This window comes from Lysinibacillus fusiformis, assembly GCF_003049525.1.
Classification (GTDB): Bacteria; Bacillota; Bacilli; order Bacillales_A; family Planococcaceae; genus Lysinibacillus; species Lysinibacillus fusiformis.
In genome coordinates this window covers 466,693-484,980 of the sequence record NZ_PYWL01000001.1, presented here as the reverse complement: position 1 = coordinate 484,980, position 18,288 = coordinate 466,693, and the positions used below count along the sequence as shown (strand labels likewise).

Sequence of the window (18,288 nt, the reverse complement as noted above, 5' to 3'; positions counted from 1 at the left end):
AAAAAGATGATTCAAACAAAAACAAGCTTTACCGTTCATTCACCTGGAACGCTTGTGTATGGGCGTGATTCCTTTGAAGAGGTGGGCGAGTATGCTAAAAAACTCGGCACTAAAGCACTTATTATTAGTGATCCAATTATGGACAGCTTAGGCTTTGTGAAGCAATGTAGAAGTTTGTTAAACACATATGGAATAGAAGCGGTTCCATACTTAGGGGTAGTAACTGAACCAGATGACACGTATGTAAAGGAAGGGCTACATCTTCTTCAGCAGGAAGGTTGTGATGTTATCATTTCTGTTGGAGGTGGAAGCTGTATTGACACAGCAAAGGCGATTGCAGTGGTGGCTACAAACGGTGGCTACATAGGAGATTATATGAAAATGGCAAAAATGGCAGAGCAAGTGCCAATCCCACATATTGCTATTCCAACGACAGCTGGAACAGGTTCAGAGGCAACAGATGCCACTGTTATTACCAATACAAAGAGTGAAGTCAAAATGATGATTAAGCAGCCTGCCTTTATGCCAACGGTTGCCATTGTTGATCCTATTTTAACGATTACATCACCACCTGCGATTACTGCAGCTACAGGGATTGATGCCTTAAGCCATGCCATTGAAAGTTATTTGTCCCGTTTAGCCCATCCATATTCAAATGTACTTGCTCTTTCTGCCATGGATTTAATCGTCCATAATATTTTGAGAGTTTATGAGCAAGGGGATGATGTAGATGCGAGAGAAGCTATGTCATTAGGCTCCATGCAGGCAGGTCTATCTTTTTCTAATGCCTCGGTTGCATTAGTACATGGAATGTCTCGTCCAATAGGTGCGTTATTCCACGTGCCCCATGGTATTTCCAATGCTATGCTTTTACCAGTGGTTTTAGAATTTTCTAAAGAAGCTTGTATAGATCGGTTAGCAGTTTTAGGCCAGTTCTTTCATGAAAAGAATGAAACTCTATCACAAGAAGACCTTGCTCAGTTAGCTATTTCTTCCATTAAAGAAATGTGTAAACGAATGAATATTGGAAATTTAAAACAGTGGGGGATAGAGGAAGGCGCGTATTATAAGGCCATCCCTAAAATGGTCGAAGACGCAATTGCAAGTGGTAGTCCTAGCAATAATCCAAAGATACCAACAAAAGAGGAACTAATGGAGTTATATCATACAGCTTATACTTATGAATTCTAAAAAATTTCCGAGCTATTCATTCATGTGGATAGCTCTTTTATGTTTTTATAGAAAATAAAAAGTGCAATTGACAGAATTAAAATGACAGTTTCGAGAAAATATAGTAAAATTTTAATGAATAACCATTCATTTTTGACAAAGGGGGAAATGGAATGTTGCAGGGGAAGACAATTATAATTACAGGTGGATCAAGTGGAATGGGTCTTTATATGGCGAAGCAATTTGTTGCCGAAGGAGCAAATGTTGTCATCACAGGGCGCAATGAAGAACGTTTAGCAGAGGCAAAAAAGTTTATTGCAGAGGCTGGCTCAACGATTAAAACCTTCCAAATGGATGTACGAGTACCAGAACATGCCGAGGCGATGCTAGCATTTGCTGTTGAAAAATTTGGACAGGTTGATGGTCTTGTTAATAATGCCGCTGGTAATTTCATTGTACATGCTGAGGATTTAACACCTAATGGCTGGAAGGCAGTAGTAGATATCGTGTTAAATGGTACGTTCTTCTGTTCTTCAGCAGTAGGTAAATATTGGATTGAAAATAATATTAAGGGCTCTATTTTGAATATGGTTGCTACTTATGCTTGGAATGCAGGAGCTGGTGTGGTCCATTCAGCTGCAGCAAAAGCGGGAGTATTATCATTGACGAGAACATTAGCAGTAGAATGGGGGAAGCAATATGGTATTCGCGTCAATGCCATAGCACCAGGGCCAATAGAACGAACAGGTGGTGCTGATAAGCTTTGGGAATCTGAAGCAGCTGCTGCGCGTACATTAGATTCTGTTCCACTAGGACGTACGGGTACACCTGAGGAAATAGCTGATTTAGCTACATTTATGATGTCTAATAAGGCAAGCTATATGAACGGAGAATGTGTGACACTGGATGGTGGTCAGTGGCTCAATCAATATCCATTCTAAAAATGTTTGCATAATGAAGAGCTGGATTGACGCATACTAAGGGTAAAGAAAGGAGTTTTGACAATGGGTATGTGGTTAATACCAGCTCTAATTGCCATGATAATTATTTGTGTTATTTCGTTTGTATCCACGTTGAAAATTGCAAAGATGACTTCTGAACGGAAGTCTGAAAAGGATACTCCGATTTCAGAAACGGTTGAAGAGTATGCAACGATGCTCAATCCAATCGTATGGGTATATCTGATATTTTTACTCTTTTTAGGGATCATGATTTTTTATTACTGGAGTAAGGCTGGCTATTAGAAATAACTCATCCTCAATCAGAGATGAAACACTTTAACTGATTGAGGGTGTACTTAGTTTTTGTTGAATAGCTCAAAAAAATTCGTTATTCCTGAAAAACTCTTCCCGTCCTGATCATGGTCAGACATAGAAAAGTTGTGATATGATGAAAGGGAAGGACTGTTCTGCACAGCCAGGACAGAAAAGGAGAAGAAGTTCATGATTTCAACTAACAGCAAAGACTTATTAGCAATGCCAATTAGTGATTTTATCATTTCCTCTGAAAAAGTTGCGCATGTACAAAGTGGCAATAGTGCTGAGCACGCACTACTTGTACTAACGCGTACAGGATATTCGTCCATACCTGTATTAGATTTGAAATATCGACTTCAAGGTTTACTGAGCATGAAAATGATAACGGAATCGATTCTAGGACTCGAGCATATTGAGTATGAAAAGCTTCCTGATATTAAAGTTGACTCTATTATGGAAAAAGAGATTGCTGTATTAAAGTTGTCAGATACATTTCAGCGAGCTTTGGATTTAGTCATTAACCACGCATTTTTATGTGTAGTGGACGAAGATGGTACTTTTGCAGGGATATTAACAAGACGTGTTATTTTAAAGCAATTGAAAAAATATATTTATCAAAAAGAGTAGTAGTTTAAGAGGGAGCTCATATGAAAATCATGAGGCCCTCTTTGCTTGTAATTGGAGGTTTACAGATTGATGGCAACAGAGGCAGAGATTTTAAAAATTTTAGCTGAGGAACGCAATATGCGGAAAGCAGCTGAACGTCTATTTCTATCCCAGCCAGCCCTTTCCCAACGTTTACAAACGATTGAAAAGGACTGGGGTGCACAATTATTTATTCGTTCACAAAAAGGTTTAACAGCAACACCTGCTGGTGAACAGGTTATTGCTTATGCAAAGGAAATGCTAGCCAAAAAGGAAGAAATATTTGAAACGATTCAATCCTTAACGACAAAGGTAAATGGAACCTTGAAAATTGCCTGTGCGTCTATTGTTGGTCAAAACTGGTTGCCTAAAATCCTGAAGGAATTTGTATCTAAATATCCCGATGCAAAAATATCACTTATGACGGGCTGGAGTTCTGAAATTGTGAAAGCCCTTTATGAGGGCGAGGCACATATTGGAATTGTACGAGGTCAGGTAGATTGGAAAGGGGAAAAGATTCACCTTTTCAGAGACACCCTTTATTTGGTGGATAAAGAGGTGAAGACAATTGAAGATGTGCTGACAACAGATCGTCCTTTTATTCAATATAAAAGTGACTCGAACTATTATCAGGAAATTCAACAATGGTGGCAGCAGCACTTTGCCTCCAATCCAAGAAAACAAATTTTAGTCGATCAAATAGAAATTTGTAAACAGATGGCTTTAAATGGAATAGGGTATGCTATACTACCATCCATTACATTAAATGACCATGATGAAATTCATAAAATACCTTTAACAAACGATGAAAAGGAATTTGGAATTACACGCGATACATGGCTCATTGGCTATGAATCATCTTTTGAATTGCGACAGGTAGAAGCATTTGTAGAAGTAGTGCAAGACCATGCTCGTTGTTTGTTTGACTATACAAAATAAAAAATAAGGCAATTCCAGTCTATTAGGGGATTGTCTTTTTCGTTTGGCTCGGTGATTTCTTAAGAGTTTATGAATATTGATGAAGATATCATAAGAAATGGAACAAAATGCAATTTAAATCGTATAATTATGTAACCATCTACTTACATAAAAAGGGGTTGAGCTTTTGAAAAAGACAAAAATTACGGCACTGACCTTATTAGTTATGCTGATGATGAGCTTTCTGCTGCCTTCCACACAGGCGCAAGCAGCTGCACCATTAGAGGTCAAAGCAACAGCAGGTATATCAGGGAAAGCTAAATATCAATCAGTTGTGCCATTACAAGTGACAGTGAAAAATAACGGTGCAGATTTTTCTGGGGATATGGCAATAAATTCTTCGAATTCTTATGAAGCAGCATCCGCACTTGTCGTTCCAATTGATATTGCAGCAGGAGAAGAGAAGACATTTACCTTCTATCTAGATGGTTTAGCTGACAATGGATATTCGGACGCAGATTTATTTGCCTTTTATGAAGGGAATATTGAAAAGGGAAAAAAGATTGCCTATAAGGGGACCAAGCGCCTACAATCCAATTTTTTAGATCCTACATCAACATTTGTCTATACATTAACAGATAAAAGTGATCGACTATCTGCATTTTTACGTTTATCATCATTTGTTCCTCAAAACAATGTGGAAATATTTAATATTAATCAATTAAAGGATTATACATTCCCAGAAGATGAACAAGGACTTGCCATGGCAAACGTCATCGTCATAGATGAAGTAGCAATAGCCGACTTAGCACAAAAACAACAAGCGGCATTGCTGAAATGGGTACAAGATGGGGGTACATTACTTTTAGGGGCTACTGATCAAGTAGATGCCACAGCAGGGGTTTTTAAAGATTATTTACCAATGTCATTATCACAAGAAATGACATCTATTTCTGCAGAAACATTAACAAAATTATCGGGCGGTGGTATTTTTACGCAGCCAATTTCGATTCATACAGCTACTAATCATGAAGAAAGTTTACCTGTATTAACGGAGAATAATGTAGTCCTAGCCTCGAAGAAAAAAATTGGCAGTGGCGAAATTATTCAAACAGCCTTTTCTTTAGGAGATCAGCCGCTCGCTTCAATGGACGGCTATGCAGCCCTCCTAGCAAAGATAATTGATATTCAAAGTATTTCACAGCAAGGAATGATGAGTCAGGGACAATCCCCACTCGATCAAATTTCTTATGAGCTTCGTAACATAAATGAACTATTCCCGTCCTTTGAAGTTTCAGTAAGCTATATGCTTATCGTCATTATTCTTTATATTATCATCATTGGTCCAGTTCTTTATTTTGTCCTGAAAAAGGTAGATAAGCGGGAGCATGCATGGTGGATTATTCCGGTGTTCTCAATCGTTCTTTCGATTGGTCTTTTCATTGTTGGAGCAAAAGACAGAATTGTTCAGCCACAAGTACAACAATCCGCATTTTATAAGGTCAATGAGGATAGTAGTTTAAATGGGTACTATGTTGAATCAATCTTAACGAATCGTAGCGGGGATTTTATTGTGAATACGGATAAAAACACAACGGCTGTTGCAATGAGAAATTATAATAATTTCACGGGTTCAGTGGGTGATTTACATGAATCTTCTTATATTAAGGAAAATGCCAACGGTTCAACGTTAACATTACGTGATTTAAATTATTGGTCTGTTCAATCATTTGGAGGGAAAACATCTGCTCAAAATATTGGCAAAATGGATGTTGATATAACGTTGAAAAATGAGAAGCTAACTGGAACAATAAAAAATAATTTCCCATTTGAATTAAAAGACGTCACTTTAATCTCTGGCGTGAAAGAAGTAAAACTGGGTGATATTAAAGCAAACGGAACCTTACAAGTAGACAAGGAAATGAAGACAACAGTACTTCAAAAGCCATCTGTTTTTAATAGTTATAATTATAGTTACCCATCTCAGAAGGATGAGGTAGATCCTATGCGTGTTGAAAGAATGAAAACATTAGCATTGCCACTTGTAGAGAATGATAGACAGCCAGTACTGACAGCATGGACAGATCAAGCGATTGTAGGGGCTGAACTTGAAACAAGTGCAAATATGTCTCCAATTACAATGCTTGTTCAACCGTTTAAAGGGAAAGTGGAACTATCAGGACCCTTTACAATGAAACGTAATAATTTCACGTACTCATTAAACTCACTATCGGCGAGTGGATACTTCGATAAAATTGATGAGGAACTAAATAACTGGTATCTATCTGATGGTTTATACGAATTAACAATGGCAATGCCCGATCAATTTATGGACGCTGTGGAATCACTTAATGAACTAACTATTTCTAATAAGGATGTTAAGCGTATGCAGCTGTCGATATGGAATAATGCGACGAATATGTATGAGCCATTAGTGGATACAAAGCAAGTGTTTACAAATAACATTAAAAATTATATTAATCAAGATAGTGAAGTTCGACTTGAAATAAAATATGGCCCAGATCCAACTGGCGAACAAACGAAATTACCTGAAATAGAGCTGAAGGGAGTGGCAAAATAATGATTGAAATTCGTGACTTAACGAAAAGATATGGCTCCTTTACGGCCCTGGATCATTTAAATTTGTCCTTAGAAGAAGGCATCGTGTTTGGCTTTGTTGGTGCAAATGGAGCAGGGAAATCAACAACATTTTCTATTTTAGCGACATTATTGTCACCGACATCAGGCGATGCGTTGATAAACGGTAAAAGTGTCGTCAAGGAACCGAAAGAAGTACGCAAGCAGATTGGTTATATGCCTGATTTCTTTGGTGTCTATGATCAGCTAAAAGTAGATGAATACTTAGATTTTTATGGAGCTAGCTATGGTATACAACTGGCAGAACGCCAAGTGCTGATTCCACAGCTTTTAGAACTTGTAAATTTAACGAGTAAACGTTATGAATACGTAGATTTATTATCGCGTGGGATGAAGCAACGTTTATGTCTTGCCCGTGCACTTATTCATGATCCTAAAGTATTGATTTTAGATGAACCAGCATCTGGATTAGACCCTCGCGCCCGTGTGGAAATGCGAGATATTTTACGAAATTTAAAGTCTATGGGTAAAACCATTTTAATTTCTTCTCATATTTTGCCGGAGCTAGCTGAAATGTGTGATGAAATTGGCGTCATTGATAATGGCAAATTAATTGCACATGGAAATGTTGCTGCCATTCAGGCACAGCTACAGGGAGAAAAGCGTATTGTAATGAAAGTGACAGATCGTATAAATGAAGTACGCTCATATTTAGAAGAAGATCCCCATATTTCGTCTATTGATGTTCTTGAGCATCGTCTTGAAATAGCCTTTAATTATCGTGGAACAGATGCAGAGCAGGTGGCATTACTGAAAAAGGCCATACTTGCCGATTTACCAATTTATGCGTTAAGTGAGGAAGAAAAAGATTTAGAGGATGTCTTTATGGCGATTACGAAGGGAGCGGACAGTCAATGATGGAAAGATTTTATAATCCAGTATTTGTGAAAGAGTTAAAGTTACGATTCCGTTCTTTTAAAAGCTTCTCAGGATTAATGTTTTACTTAGCAGTACTTTGTATTTTCATTGCAGGCTTTTTATTGCTGACAACTGAATTTACTGGCAAAGGATTTTTTAGACCTGAAACAAGTTTTATGATGTTTGCTGTATTAACGATTTTACAAATGGCATTAGTTCTATTCATTACACCAAGCTTAACAGCAGGAGCTATAAGTAGTGAGCGTGAAAAACAAACCTTAAATATTTTGCTAACAACGACACAAAGCTCTACACAAATTGTCATTGGAAAATTATTATCGTCCGTGTCGTTTCTAGTTTTAATGCTCGTAGCAGGATTACCATTATATAGTTTAGTGTTCCTATTTGGTGGAGTTTCACCTTCTCAGCTTATTTCTATATTTTTATTTTACTTAGTTACTGTTGTAGCAATAGGTAGTATTGGCGTCATGTTTTCAACGATTACTAAAAAAACAATAGTTGCCATGATAGCCACATATGGATCTATTATCTTTTTAGGAGGGATTACTGCATTCTTCTTCTTTTTAACAATGGCTTTCCATCAAATGGGTAATGCCGTTGGTGCAAGTACCTCCTTTATGACTTATTTTTGGGCTTCAATTAATCCAGGTGCCTTAATGCTGACGCTGATTTCACCGGAGATGGGCAATGCGTTAGCTGAGCTTTCAGGAGTGGAACTACCTGTGTGGATTACTTATTTAATTGCGTATGTATTGATTATTGTACTTTGTTTAACGATTGCGATAAAAAAATTACGTGCCAACATGAAAAGTAACCGATGAGGAGGAATTATTATGGAGCGTCGTAAGCAATTACGAAAATACATTCAGCGTGCAAAGTCGAGTTTAACATTTGAAAAAAGCATCCCTATTGCACAATACGGTCTGTTTTTGGCATTGCTTTCGTGTGCTTCTCTTGTTCTTATTTCAAGATTATTTGTCTGGCCCTATTATCGCCAAATTGCGTTGGCTGTCTTTGTTACGCTTCTGATTGCAACGATAGTTTACATCTGGTGGAGACGTGTTAAAGAGAAAGAAGCTTTGCATACATTGGATCATTATTTTTCACATAATGAGTTGGTGACTGCTTTATCATTGAAAGACGATCAGGACCCACTTGTTCAAGCATTATTATTAAAGGCAATACAGAATGTTGAACAGGCTTTCATACGCTTTAAGGCTCGGAAGAAAAATTTGTTTCGACCAAAGGCGTTTATTGGATTATTTGGCACAGCTGTCGTCCTAGCAATCCTTTATATGTTCCCAGCAGCGACTCAAATTGAAGCGATAGAAGTTGAAAAAGAGCAAGCTGTAATCGACGATATGAAGAAGGAAGTTGCGGAGCTGGAGAAAAAAGCACAGACAAAAGAAGTAAAAGAGCAATTGCAAGAGCTTCAAAACACGCTTAAGGAAGCAGAAACAGCTGAAGAGGCACTGCGCGAAGTGGTGAAGAAGCAAAAGGAGCTTGCTCTTAAGGAGCAGCAATTAAAGGATAAGCAAACGGCAAGTCAAGACGGTGCTACCGACGAACAAGGCTTATCGAAAGCAGAAGTTGAACAATTGAAGGAACTTGCTCAAATGCAGCAAAACCTCACACAAAATGCAAATGCCACACAAACAGCTATGAGTAAACTTGGTAAACCAGCAAGTAATTCCTTACAAAATGCGATTGCTAGTGCTAATAATGCTGGCACTAACAATCAAAATAATAACCAACAACAAGGTAGTCAGCAGTCATCCGGGAATTCCCAGCCAAGCAATCAGCAAGGGCAGGCAAGCCAGTCTGGTCAAAATAATGCTCAAAGTGGTTCCCAACAACAGAATGGTAATAATCAAGGCCAAGGACAGGGCCAAGGACAGGGCCAAGGACAGGGCCAAGGACAAGGACAAGGACAAGGACAAGGACAGGGTCAAGGTCAGGGACAAGGCGCAGGCAGAGGTCAAGGTGGTCGTGATTTATTGACGACACCGAATCGTCTAGGTGGGTCAAACGAGACATCCGTAGATGGGGGAGCATTGGGAGATGGTTCCCATGTTTCTGAGCAACAGGGGAATGGTCCGATAACAAAGGGTACCATTCGACCGTATGAAGAAGTAATTGGCTCCTATAAAGACAGCTATTTAGAAAGCTCAGAGCGTTTACAATTACCGAAGGATTTACAAAATGTCGTGCAATCTTATTTCACGTCAATTGAGTCGCAGTAGGAGGAAATGAAATGGCATTTACAGAGCAACAGTATGTAGAAATGAGTACAAAATTACAACAAGTAAAAGATGAAATCCATCGCTTTATTGTAGGACAAGAGGATGCAATTGATTATACTTTGTACGCTGTACTAGCAGATGGTCATGCATTATTAGAAGGTTTACCAGGCTTAGGGAAGACGATGTTAATCCGTACAATTTCTGAAGTACTTGACTTGTCGTTTTCACGAATACAATTTACACCAGATCTTATGCCGGCTGATATAACTGGAACAAGTATGATTGAACGTACCCCAGATGGGAAGCAACAATTTACGTTTCAGCCAGGTCCGATTTTTAGTCAGATGGTGTTAGCGGATGAGATAAATCGTGCTACACCGAAGACTCAAAGTGCTTTGTTAGAAGCAATGGGAGAAAAAACGGTAACGATTTTGGGAGATACAAAAAAAATGGCGAGACCCTTTTTCGTGTTAGCGACGCAAAATCCTATTGAAATGGAAGGGACATATCCGTTACCAGAAGCACAGATGGACCGATTCCTTTGTAAAATTCTTGTTCCCTATCCAGAAAAAAATGAACTAATGGAAATTATGAAACGTACGACAGGTGCTCAGGAAATTGGCTTACAAAAATTGATGAACACTGAGGCTCTAATAGAAGCACAGCAAATGGTGAAAGAAGTGCTGGTTGCTGATGAAATGCTGGAATTTGCCACTGATTTAGTGGTGGCAACGCACCCAGAAAGAGCTGATGCACTGGACGAGGTCAAGCAATATGCCATGTATGGAAGTGGACCTCGTGGTTTGCAAAGTTTAATAAAATTAGCTAAAGCTAGAGCGCTGATGAATGGGCGGTTCCATGTTTCGGTAGCGGATATTAAATCTGTAGCTAAGCCTGTATTACGTCATCGAATGCTGTTGAACTATGAAGGGGAGGCTTCAGGAAAGACAGCAGATGATGTCATTGATGTTATTTTAGAAAAAATTCAGCAAGGTGTTAGCAAGTGACAGCCAACTACTTATTGCCCGAAGACTGGTTAGCAAAAATTAGTCGTTTTCAAATAGCGACTGCCTCCAAACTACGCGGGCAGCATAAAGGCTCGCATCGTTCACAGCGCTTTGGGGCTTCCCTCGATTTTTCGGATTTTCGAGAATATCATTTAGGTGATGATGTACGACAAGTGGATTGGAACGTCTTTGCCCGAACGGATAAATACTTTATTAAAAGATTTTTAGATGAACAAGAAATGCGCGTACACATTTTACTCGATACCACAAAATCAATGGGGACAGAAGCCAAGTGGATTTTTGCTCGTCAAATAGTGGCATCCCTTGGTTTTATGGTACTTGGTCGAGACGATCGTTTGTCTTTTTCATTTTTACAGGATGATGCGAAGCCACCGTTTCGTCGGAAGGGTGCTATGTATCGCCGAACATTTTTACAAATAGTGACAGATATAGAGGAAGCGAGTTATTCGAATCCTTTTGCACAGGGTGCCTTAAAGGCTTTACCAAAAGACAGTACAGTGTTATTTATTGTGACAGATGGATTAGAGTCCATCGAGGAATGGGAGCAACTTTTAAAAAGGCTACCACGCTATGCTGGTGATGTCAGGATTTTACAAATTGTGACGCAAGAAGAATTATCACCAAACTATTCGGGTGATGTTCGCCTTCTGGATCGTGAAACAGGTAATGAAGTCAATGTGACAATGTCCACAAAAGTTTTAGAAACCTATCACGCAAGACGTTTATTACATGAAGAAGAATTTGAAGCCATTTGTCGGCGTTTCGGCATTCGGAAATTACAATTGAAGGTGGAAGATGGTTTGCAACAGGCAATCTTTCAGCAATTATTAAAAGCACATTGGATTAGGTGAGGTGAGCCGTATTGGGCTTTAGTCAAATCATATTTAGCTGGACGGCCATCATCCCGGTCATTGTCCTACTCTATTATTTCTTTCGAAAAAAATATACAGATCAGACGGTTTCTTCAACACTTTTCTGGTCCGAGATTATGCAGGAAACACGGGTATCTCCGTATTTAAAGCATTTGCAAAAGAATGCCCTACTTTATTTACAGTTACTAGCATTGCTACTCCTTGTGTTGGCACTCATGAATCCCTATGTGAAAAAATCAACGATTGTTGGTGAGCAAACTATATTTATTGTTGATACTTCTGCAACAATGTTAGCTGGTAAGGGGCAATCTACCTTTGACACACATAAACAGGAAATGCTGACGCTTATAGATGAATTAAATGGGAGACCAGTCACGTTAATTACGACTGGTTCAGCACCAAAAGCGATTTTGCAGCAAGAGACAAATGTTAAAGATATCGAAAAAGGTATTAAAGACTTACAAGTAACCTATGAAACGGCAGAAATGGATAAGGCGCTAGATGTGGCACAAGCATTTGTTGGAGATACACCGACTTCAATTTATGTATTTACAGATGTACTCGATAAAAAACAACTACCTATGAACAAGGACTCTGTTAAATGGCTAGTAAGAGGTGCTGCGAAGGACTTAACAAATATTGCTATTACTCGATTTGCTGCAACAACAGATGGACAGGCTACAATGGCGCTTGTGCAGCTTCATAATGATACAGACATCGAGCAAAAGGTCACACTAGCATTACTAAATGAAGAGGGTAAAGAGTTAGTAGCTGAGAATATCGCTGTTCCTCCAATGGAAGCGATAACAAAAACCTTTAAGGAGTTACCTTTAGAAAAATCAATGACAGCAATCATTGATGTGCAAGATGATTATGCAGTAGATAATCAACAAACCGTTTTACTACAAACAGCTACTTCAAAAATTGTGGTTGATCAGGGCATGCATGAATTGATTCAAAAAGGGTTTCAATCCGTAAGTACGGGTGTGAAAATCGTTCCGCCTTTACAAGTAGTAGACAATCAGGATGCCACGGTGATCACTAATCAAGCTGAATTGCTGGAAAAGATGGACAAACCTCTTGTGTTATTTGGCCGTGATGATGCCGAAAAGGTAGAGGTAAGTGGCATAGTAAGTACTAAAAGTGATGCTTTATTTGCTTTTAGCGAGCTCAAGGATGTTTATGTTAGCGCCTTGTATCCTGGATTTGTAAATTATGAAACTATCGCTACTGTTGGAGAACAGCCGTTTATACAGCGCTCTCCTAAAGGGGATATCGTCGTCTTAGCAGATATTGCAGATACGGATTGGCCACTACACCCATCATTCCCGTTATTCTTATGGAGTACTGAACAGCAGTTATCAGAATCCATTGGTTCACTCGGTATTTTCACACCAAATGAACAAAGAGTAGTAGCTTTAGCGCAGGAAGACTGGAGTGTATATTCACAAGAAGATGAATTTCTATCATTGGTTACGGATGGTATGCTAACTGCGCCAACAAAACCTGGCATCTATTTTGTGCGTTCTAATAATGAAGAAAAACATTTTATTGTACAATTGCAGGCGCAAGAACGTGTTATTGAACAAGGAACAAGCTATACATTAGGGGATATTTCTGATAACGGAAAGGCTGAGATTTCGAAGGCTTCTTTTGTCCCTTGGCTAATTCTTATTATTTTAGTTTTACTTGTTTCAGAGTGGGAGGTGCAACGACGTCGTGGATTTACGAATTGATATGCCATTAATATTGTTGCTATTACTTCCATTACTCATCTATTTTGGTTGGACCTATTGGCGAGAACGACAGCGACTAAAAAAGAGTCATGCTATCGTACTTATGATTCGCATGCTAGCGGTAGGCTGTTTAGTTTTCGCATTGGCAGGGCCGTATCTTTTATTACCTATAAAAGAAGAACAAATCGTGTATCTAATTGACCGCTCAGCTTCCATGAATGGGACTGAAGATGAGATGGTACAGTTTATACAGGATAGTTTACAATCGAAAAAAGACGAACAGCTTGCAGGGCTGTATTCATTCTCATCAACATTACAAACAGAAGCCATTATGACTAAAACATTAAAGGAAGTACCAAAGTTTACGGAAATAAAGGCTACTGATCAAACGAATATAGAACAAAGCCTGCAACTTGCCACAGGTATTATAGATCCGAAAAAAGCAACACGCTTTGTGCTCTTAACGGACGGCAATGAGACAAAGGGCAATGCTTTAGATTTCGCCACGAAGTTTAAAGGCTCCAATATTAGTGTGGATGTTGTGCCCTTTAGTCAGCCTGTTGTGAATGATGTTTCATTAATAAGCTTTGTGTCCCCACAAGTTGCCTATGTGGGTGAGCAACAACAACTGGTAACAGAAGTGCATGCAACAACAGCTGGACAAGGCGAGCTATTATTATATGAAAATGATGAACTGATTCATCGTGAGGCAGTCGAGCTAGCCGAAGGAACGAATATGTTTACCTATAAACATGCAGCGACTGGTGAAGGGCTGGTGAAATATGAAGCCGTTGTTCAAGTAGGACAAGACGCAATATTTGAAAACAATAAATTAACAAGTGTCACAATGGTACAAAGCGAACCACATTTACTCATTGTGAATGGCTATGAAACAGCTTCACCAATAGCGGCGGCACTTGGTCAGCAATCAATAGCCTATGATATAAAATCACCTGAAAGCTTACCAAATGAACTCTCTAGTTATTTGCAATATAATGCCATTATTTTCGATAATGTACCAGGACATTTAGTCGGTGAGGCGAAAATGAGTGTGATAGAGCAAGCAGTCAAAAACTTTGGTGTTGGTTTTGCAATGGTTGGTGGAGAAAATAGCTTTGGTTTAGGTGGTTATTTTAAAACGCCAATTGAAACATTATTACCTGTTGAAATGGAAATTAAGGGGAAAGAACAATTACCTTCATTAGGACTTGTCATTGTACTAGATCGCTCTGGTAGTATGTCAGGATCCAAGCTAGAGCTTGCAAAGGAAGCAGCAGCACGTTCAGTTGAAATGCTACGTGATGAAGATACATTAGGATTTATAGCATTTGATGATCGACCATGGGAAATTATAGAGACTGGTCCTCTGAACAATAAAGAAGAGGCAGTGGATACCATTTTATCTGTTACACCAGGAGGCGGGACAGAAATCTATGGTTCACTTGCAAAAGCATATGAAAACCTAGCAGATATAAAACTGCAACGTAAGCATATTATTCTTTTAACGGATGGACAATCACAGCCAGGAAATTATGAAGATTTAATTGAACAAGGAAAAGATACTGGAATAACTTTATCAACAGTGGCTATTGGTCAAGATGCGGATGCTAACTTATTGGAAGCTCTGAGTGAGATGGGAAGCGGACGTTTCTACAATGTTATCGATGAGCAAACTATTCCTTCCATTTTATCTCGTGAAACAGCTATGATTTCCCGTACGTACATTGAGGATAACCCATTTTATCCAATACTCTATCATGCAGGGGGATGGAATACGCTATTTGCCAATGGCGTTCCACAAATGAATGCTTATATCGGAACAACCGCAAAGCAGGGTGCTACCGTCGTGGCTGAAAGCGAAAAAGAAGATCCGGTGTTAGCACAATGGCAATACGGTCTTGGCAAAACATTCGCATTCACTTCTGATTCAACAGGAAAGTGGTCGGGCGACTGGGCAAGATGGCAAAACTGGGGCACATTTTGGCAAACGCTTATTTCACAAATGCTCCCAAGTTATAATGATGTTGCCTATGATGTAAGAATAGAATCAGATGGGTCCTTTATGATTACAGATCCTACAAATGAAGCAGCCTTTTTAGATATTGTTGCGGTTAATGAAGCTGGTGAAGAGTTAGACACACAGCTTGAAGCTATATCAGCCTCTCAGGTGCGTGCTGTAGTACAAGCTGACCCGGGATTAATCTTCTTCCGTATCGCTGATGAAAAGGAAACGATTTATCAGGCTGGATTAAGTGTTCCCTATAGTGCTGAGTATGAACTTCTTCCTGCTAATGATAAATTAATAGAAGAATTAACCGAACAAACTGGTGGTGCTATTTTAAAAGAACCACAAGAAGTGTTCCGTGACTTTACAAAGCAAGGGGCGGATCGTCAAAACATTGCGACATGGCTTCTCCTTGCAGGTATGCTCTTATTCTTTATTGATATTACAATAAGACGCTTTGGCTGGAATTTCCTAACGAAGCCGAAGAAAAAGGAGCAAATTGTAGAGAATCACCCCGTACAGGCAGAAAACACGAACGTGGCACAATTATTAAAGGGTATGAAAAAACGCCAATAATTTAGTTAGATGAAAGCAGTGCGAATTATTTCGCACTGCTTTTTGTATATGCATGGAGACAAATCCTCTAAGTTATATCAACAACGTTATTTAATAAAAAGAGCGGGAATTAAAATATTTTACTAGCACGGTTTTACGCAAACTGCTAGCTACTACAATACCTAAGATTGCTCCAATTGAACTTGATATTAAAAAGGCAGGCATGAAAAATAAGGCCGCTACGGATGTCCCCATAAGTAACTTTGCATAGGGCACTGCTACAAGCGATGCGAGAAGACCAGTGCCGATCACTTCACCCATACCAGCTAGCCACATTTTACTGCTATATTTATAGGCAAGACCTGCGCATAATGCTCCAATAATACTACCAGGAATGGCTAACAGTGAGCCTGTTCCTGTAAGGATACGAATGATAGCCGTAACAAAGGCAACTACAACTGTAGGTACGGGTCCAAGTATAATGGCTCCTATTACGTTAATAGCGTGCTGCACAGGGTAGGCACGAGCAATCCCAGTTGGAATGGAGATGAACGTAGAGCCTGCAACGGCAATCGCTACTAATAAAGCCATAATTGTTAATTTTCGAATAGACATGATAGGTGCGCTCCTTTTCGTTTTAGCCACTAGGAAAATGAAAAAAGCCGCTTCCTTCAAACGACAGGAAGCGGCCTTGCTTATACACTGAAAATAGCAAGAAGCGCCACTTCCCTCCGCTAGCATGAACTAGATCAGGTTCGAAGGGTCCGTATATAACCATATACGTCTCAGCCTTTAAAAGACTCCCCTAGTGGTAAGTATTTTTTAGAAGTGTAACATACTTCAATCAATAGTCAATAAGCTTTGATGATTAGTGTGAATCTGGATGCATAAGCTGTGGTGCCTTTTTCAATGTCCAAATCAGGGCAAGGAAGAAGCAGGCTAATAAGATAATGGCACCAAAAATATAAGGACTATTCATATTCCAGTCAAATAAGAAACCAGCTAAAGCGGGTCCAATCATATTTCCAAGACTCATATAGGCATTGTTCAAGCCGGCTGCAAACCCTTGCTCTGTTTCAGCAAGTTTTGAGATGAGTGTATTAACAGCTGGACGAATTAATGTTGTTGCCGTAGAGAAGATGGTTGCTACAACTAATATTAGTGCAAAACCTGAAACAAATAATATTAAGAAAATAGCAATGGAGGCAATAAATAAATTGACCAAAACTACTTTCATTTCACCAAAGCGTTTAAAGAGTGGCGTTATGATAAACATCTGTACAATTACCCCAAATGCTCCACCAACCACTAGAATGGTAGCAATATCGCCAGGTGAGTAATTAAATTTTTCTGTCACAAATAGTGATAAGGTTGTTTGGAAGTTAGCAATCCCAAATGAGAATACCATCATAATAATTAACATAACAAAATAAGGCATATGTACAGAGCGAGCCATCTGTTTCACCAGATTATCTTGCTTTTGTCTATTTTGCGCAGTATTTGGCTTTGTAGATGGTAATAAAAAGTACGATAAAATAGACGCTAAAATGGCGGCAGCTCCCGCCATGAAAAATGGAAAATGTAAGCTAACCTTTGCGAGGAAACCACCAATTCCAGGGCCAATCATAAAGCCGAACGACATTGCAGCTCCTAACATACTCATTCCTTTTCCGCGTTCTTCATAAGTTGTCACGTCTGCTACAAAAGCCATAATAGGAGGTGCAACAAATGCAGAGCCAAGGCCACCTAAAAAGCGTGCCAAAAAGAGCATCCAAACATCTGTAGAAATGCCAAAACCGATTTGTGCAAGTCCTGTTAGTATAAGACCGAAAATAATTAAATTTTTCCGCCCATACAGGTCAGAAAGATTCCCAGCAATTGGAGAAAATACAAATTGTGCCAAGGCGAACGTTGCAATAAGCATGCCTAGAACTTGTCCTGCTGCTCCAAATATTCTTAAATATTCCGGCATTACAGGAATAATAATTCCAATACTCCCCATTGCGATAAACATATTAAACATTAATATATACAAAGCCGCCTTATTGGACTTCTGCTGGGTCATCGAAAAACCCCCTTTATGTAATCAAATATAGTACAGTCTATCATAAAGAATTATGGCTGGCTAATAGTTGAGATTGCTGTAACTGATCCAATCGTTAGAATGGTTTTCCAGAAAAGTTTTTTTCTCAGAAAACTTCACAATGTAATAGTATCTAATTGATTAATAAACATGAATAGTTAGGAGAGCGTATGAACTTTTTGCTAGAAGTAATTTTGTTGAAATGAAATAGCGTGATAAAAGTGAATAATATTGTTTAAG

The 18,288-nt window shown here is 39.0% G+C and carries 15 protein-coding genes and 1 riboswitch; of the genes, 13 read left to right on the top strand and 2 right to left on the bottom strand.

Going from position 1 to position 18,288, the window contains the following annotated elements; genetic code table 11:
* The first annotated feature begins 6 nt into the window (after window positions 1-6).
* From C9J29_RS02395 to C9J29_RS02335, 13 genes are all read left to right on the top strand, one after another.
* A complete protein-coding gene (locus tag C9J29_RS02395) occupies window positions 7-1,191 on the top strand; it encodes an iron-containing alcohol dehydrogenase (RefSeq protein WP_107921548.1) in 1,185 nt (394 codons plus the stop codon).
* A gap of 152 nt (window positions 1,192-1,343) precedes the next feature.
* A complete protein-coding gene (gene fadH / locus C9J29_RS02390) occupies window positions 1,344-2,111 on the top strand; it encodes a 2,4-dienoyl-CoA reductase (RefSeq protein WP_107921547.1) in 768 nt (255 codons plus the stop codon).
* A 63-nt stretch (window positions 2,112-2,174) separates the two neighbouring features.
* Window positions 2,175-2,414, top strand: coding sequence for a hypothetical protein (locus C9J29_RS02385; protein WP_008174117.1), 240 nt, complete (start codon window positions 2,175-2,177; stop codon window positions 2,412-2,414).
* A 198-nt stretch (window positions 2,415-2,612) separates the two neighbouring features.
* Window positions 2,613-3,053: a cyclic-di-AMP-binding protein CbpB gene (gene cbpB, locus C9J29_RS02380; protein WP_008174114.1), complete on the top strand. Its 441-nt coding sequence runs from the start codon at window positions 2,613-2,615 to the stop codon at window positions 3,051-3,053.
* A gap of 69 nt (window positions 3,054-3,122) precedes the next feature.
* Window positions 3,123-4,010 (top strand): LysR family transcriptional regulator, encoded by an 888-nt coding sequence (locus tag C9J29_RS02375; protein WP_008174113.1) that lies wholly within the window; start codon window positions 3,123-3,125, stop codon window positions 4,008-4,010.
* 166 nt (window positions 4,011-4,176) lie between these two features.
* Window positions 4,177-6,570: a hypothetical protein gene (locus tag C9J29_RS02370; protein WP_107921546.1), complete on the top strand. Its 2,394-nt coding sequence runs from the start codon at window positions 4,177-4,179 to the stop codon at window positions 6,568-6,570.
* On the top strand, window positions 6,570-7,505 hold the full coding sequence (locus tag C9J29_RS02365) for an ABC transporter ATP-binding protein (RefSeq protein ID WP_008174109.1): 936 nt from the start codon (window positions 6,570-6,572) through the stop codon (window positions 7,503-7,505). Before C9J29_RS02370 ends, C9J29_RS02365 begins: the two co-directional genes overlap by 1 nt.
* Entirely contained in the window at window positions 7,502-8,347 is an 846-nt protein-coding gene (locus tag C9J29_RS02360; RefSeq protein ID WP_008174107.1) for an ABC transporter permease, read from the top strand. Before C9J29_RS02365 ends, C9J29_RS02360 begins: the two co-directional genes overlap by 4 nt.
* Before the next feature lie 12 nt (window positions 8,348-8,359).
* A complete protein-coding gene (locus C9J29_RS02355; RefSeq protein ID WP_107921545.1) occupies window positions 8,360-9,769 on the top strand; it encodes a hypothetical protein in 1,410 nt (469 codons plus the stop codon).
* Between the two features lie 11 nt (window positions 9,770-9,780).
* Window positions 9,781-10,776 carry an AAA family ATPase gene (locus C9J29_RS02350; RefSeq protein ID WP_008174103.1) on the top strand — a complete coding sequence of 332 codons (996 nt, stop codon included), beginning with the start codon at window positions 9,781-9,783 and terminating at the stop codon, window positions 10,774-10,776.
* Window positions 10,773-11,648, top strand: a complete 876-nt coding sequence (locus C9J29_RS02345) for a DUF58 domain-containing protein (protein ID WP_008174101.1) — start codon at window positions 10,773-10,775, stop codon at window positions 11,646-11,648. Before C9J29_RS02350 ends, C9J29_RS02345 begins: the two co-directional genes overlap by 4 nt.
* 11 nt (window positions 11,649-11,659) lie before the next feature.
* Window positions 11,660-13,405, top strand: a complete 1,746-nt coding sequence (locus C9J29_RS02340) for a vWA domain-containing protein (protein ID WP_107921544.1) — start codon at window positions 11,660-11,662, stop codon at window positions 13,403-13,405.
* Window positions 13,389-15,986: a VWA domain-containing protein gene (locus C9J29_RS02335; protein WP_107921543.1), complete on the top strand. Its 2,598-nt coding sequence runs from the start codon at window positions 13,389-13,391 to the stop codon at window positions 15,984-15,986. Before C9J29_RS02340 ends, C9J29_RS02335 begins: the two co-directional genes overlap by 17 nt.
* A gap of 90 nt (window positions 15,987-16,076) precedes the next feature.
* Here C9J29_RS02335 and thiW read toward each other — a convergent pair whose 3' ends face one another.
* Together thiW and C9J29_RS02325 are read right to left on the bottom strand one after the other, a co-directional pair.
* Window positions 16,077-16,580 (bottom strand): energy coupling factor transporter S component ThiW, encoded by a 504-nt coding sequence (thiW, locus tag C9J29_RS02330; protein ID WP_043989689.1) that lies wholly within the window; start codon window positions 16,578-16,580, stop codon window positions 16,077-16,079.
* Between the two features lie 94 nt (window positions 16,581-16,674).
* Window positions 16,675-16,782: riboswitch (TPP riboswitch) on the bottom strand.
* A 51-nt stretch (window positions 16,783-16,833) separates the two neighbouring features.
* Complete coding sequence (locus C9J29_RS02325; RefSeq protein WP_107921542.1) at window positions 16,834-18,030, bottom strand: MFS transporter; 1,197 nt, start codon at window positions 18,028-18,030, stop codon at window positions 16,834-16,836.
* Between the last annotated feature and the right edge of the window lie 258 nt (window positions 18,031-18,288).

Excerpts from the sequence above, each read along its gene's own strand:
- C9J29_RS02395 (WP_107921548.1), top strand. The coding sequence starts at position 7 with ATGATTCAAACAAAAACAAGCTTTACCGTTCATTCACCTGGAACGCTT.
- fadH (WP_107921547.1), top strand. The coding sequence starts at position 1,344 with ATGTTGCAGGGGAAGACAATTATAATTACAGGTGGATCAAGTGGAATG.
- C9J29_RS02385 (WP_008174117.1), top strand. The coding sequence starts at position 2,175 with ATGGGTATGTGGTTAATACCAGCTCTAATTGCCATGATAATTATTTGT.
- cbpB (WP_008174114.1), top strand. The coding sequence starts at position 2,613 with ATGATTTCAACTAACAGCAAAGACTTATTAGCAATGCCAATTAGTGAT.
- C9J29_RS02375 (WP_008174113.1), top strand. The coding sequence starts at position 3,123 with ATGGCAACAGAGGCAGAGATTTTAAAAATTTTAGCTGAGGAACGCAAT.
- C9J29_RS02365 (WP_008174109.1), top strand. The coding sequence starts at position 6,570 with ATGATTGAAATTCGTGACTTAACGAAAAGATATGGCTCCTTTACGGCC.
- C9J29_RS02360 (WP_008174107.1), top strand. The coding sequence starts at position 7,502 with ATGATGGAAAGATTTTATAATCCAGTATTTGTGAAAGAGTTAAAGTTA.
- C9J29_RS02355 (WP_107921545.1), top strand. The coding sequence starts at position 8,360 with ATGGAGCGTCGTAAGCAATTACGAAAATACATTCAGCGTGCAAAGTCG.
- C9J29_RS02350 (WP_008174103.1), top strand. The coding sequence starts at position 9,781 with ATGGCATTTACAGAGCAACAGTATGTAGAAATGAGTACAAAATTACAA.
- thiW (WP_043989689.1), bottom strand. The coding sequence starts at position 16,580 with ATGTCTATTCGAAAATTAACAATTATGGCTTTATTAGTAGCGATTGCC.
- C9J29_RS02325 (WP_107921542.1), bottom strand. The coding sequence starts at position 18,030 with ATGACCCAGCAGAAGTCCAATAAGGCGGCTTTGTATATATTAATGTTT.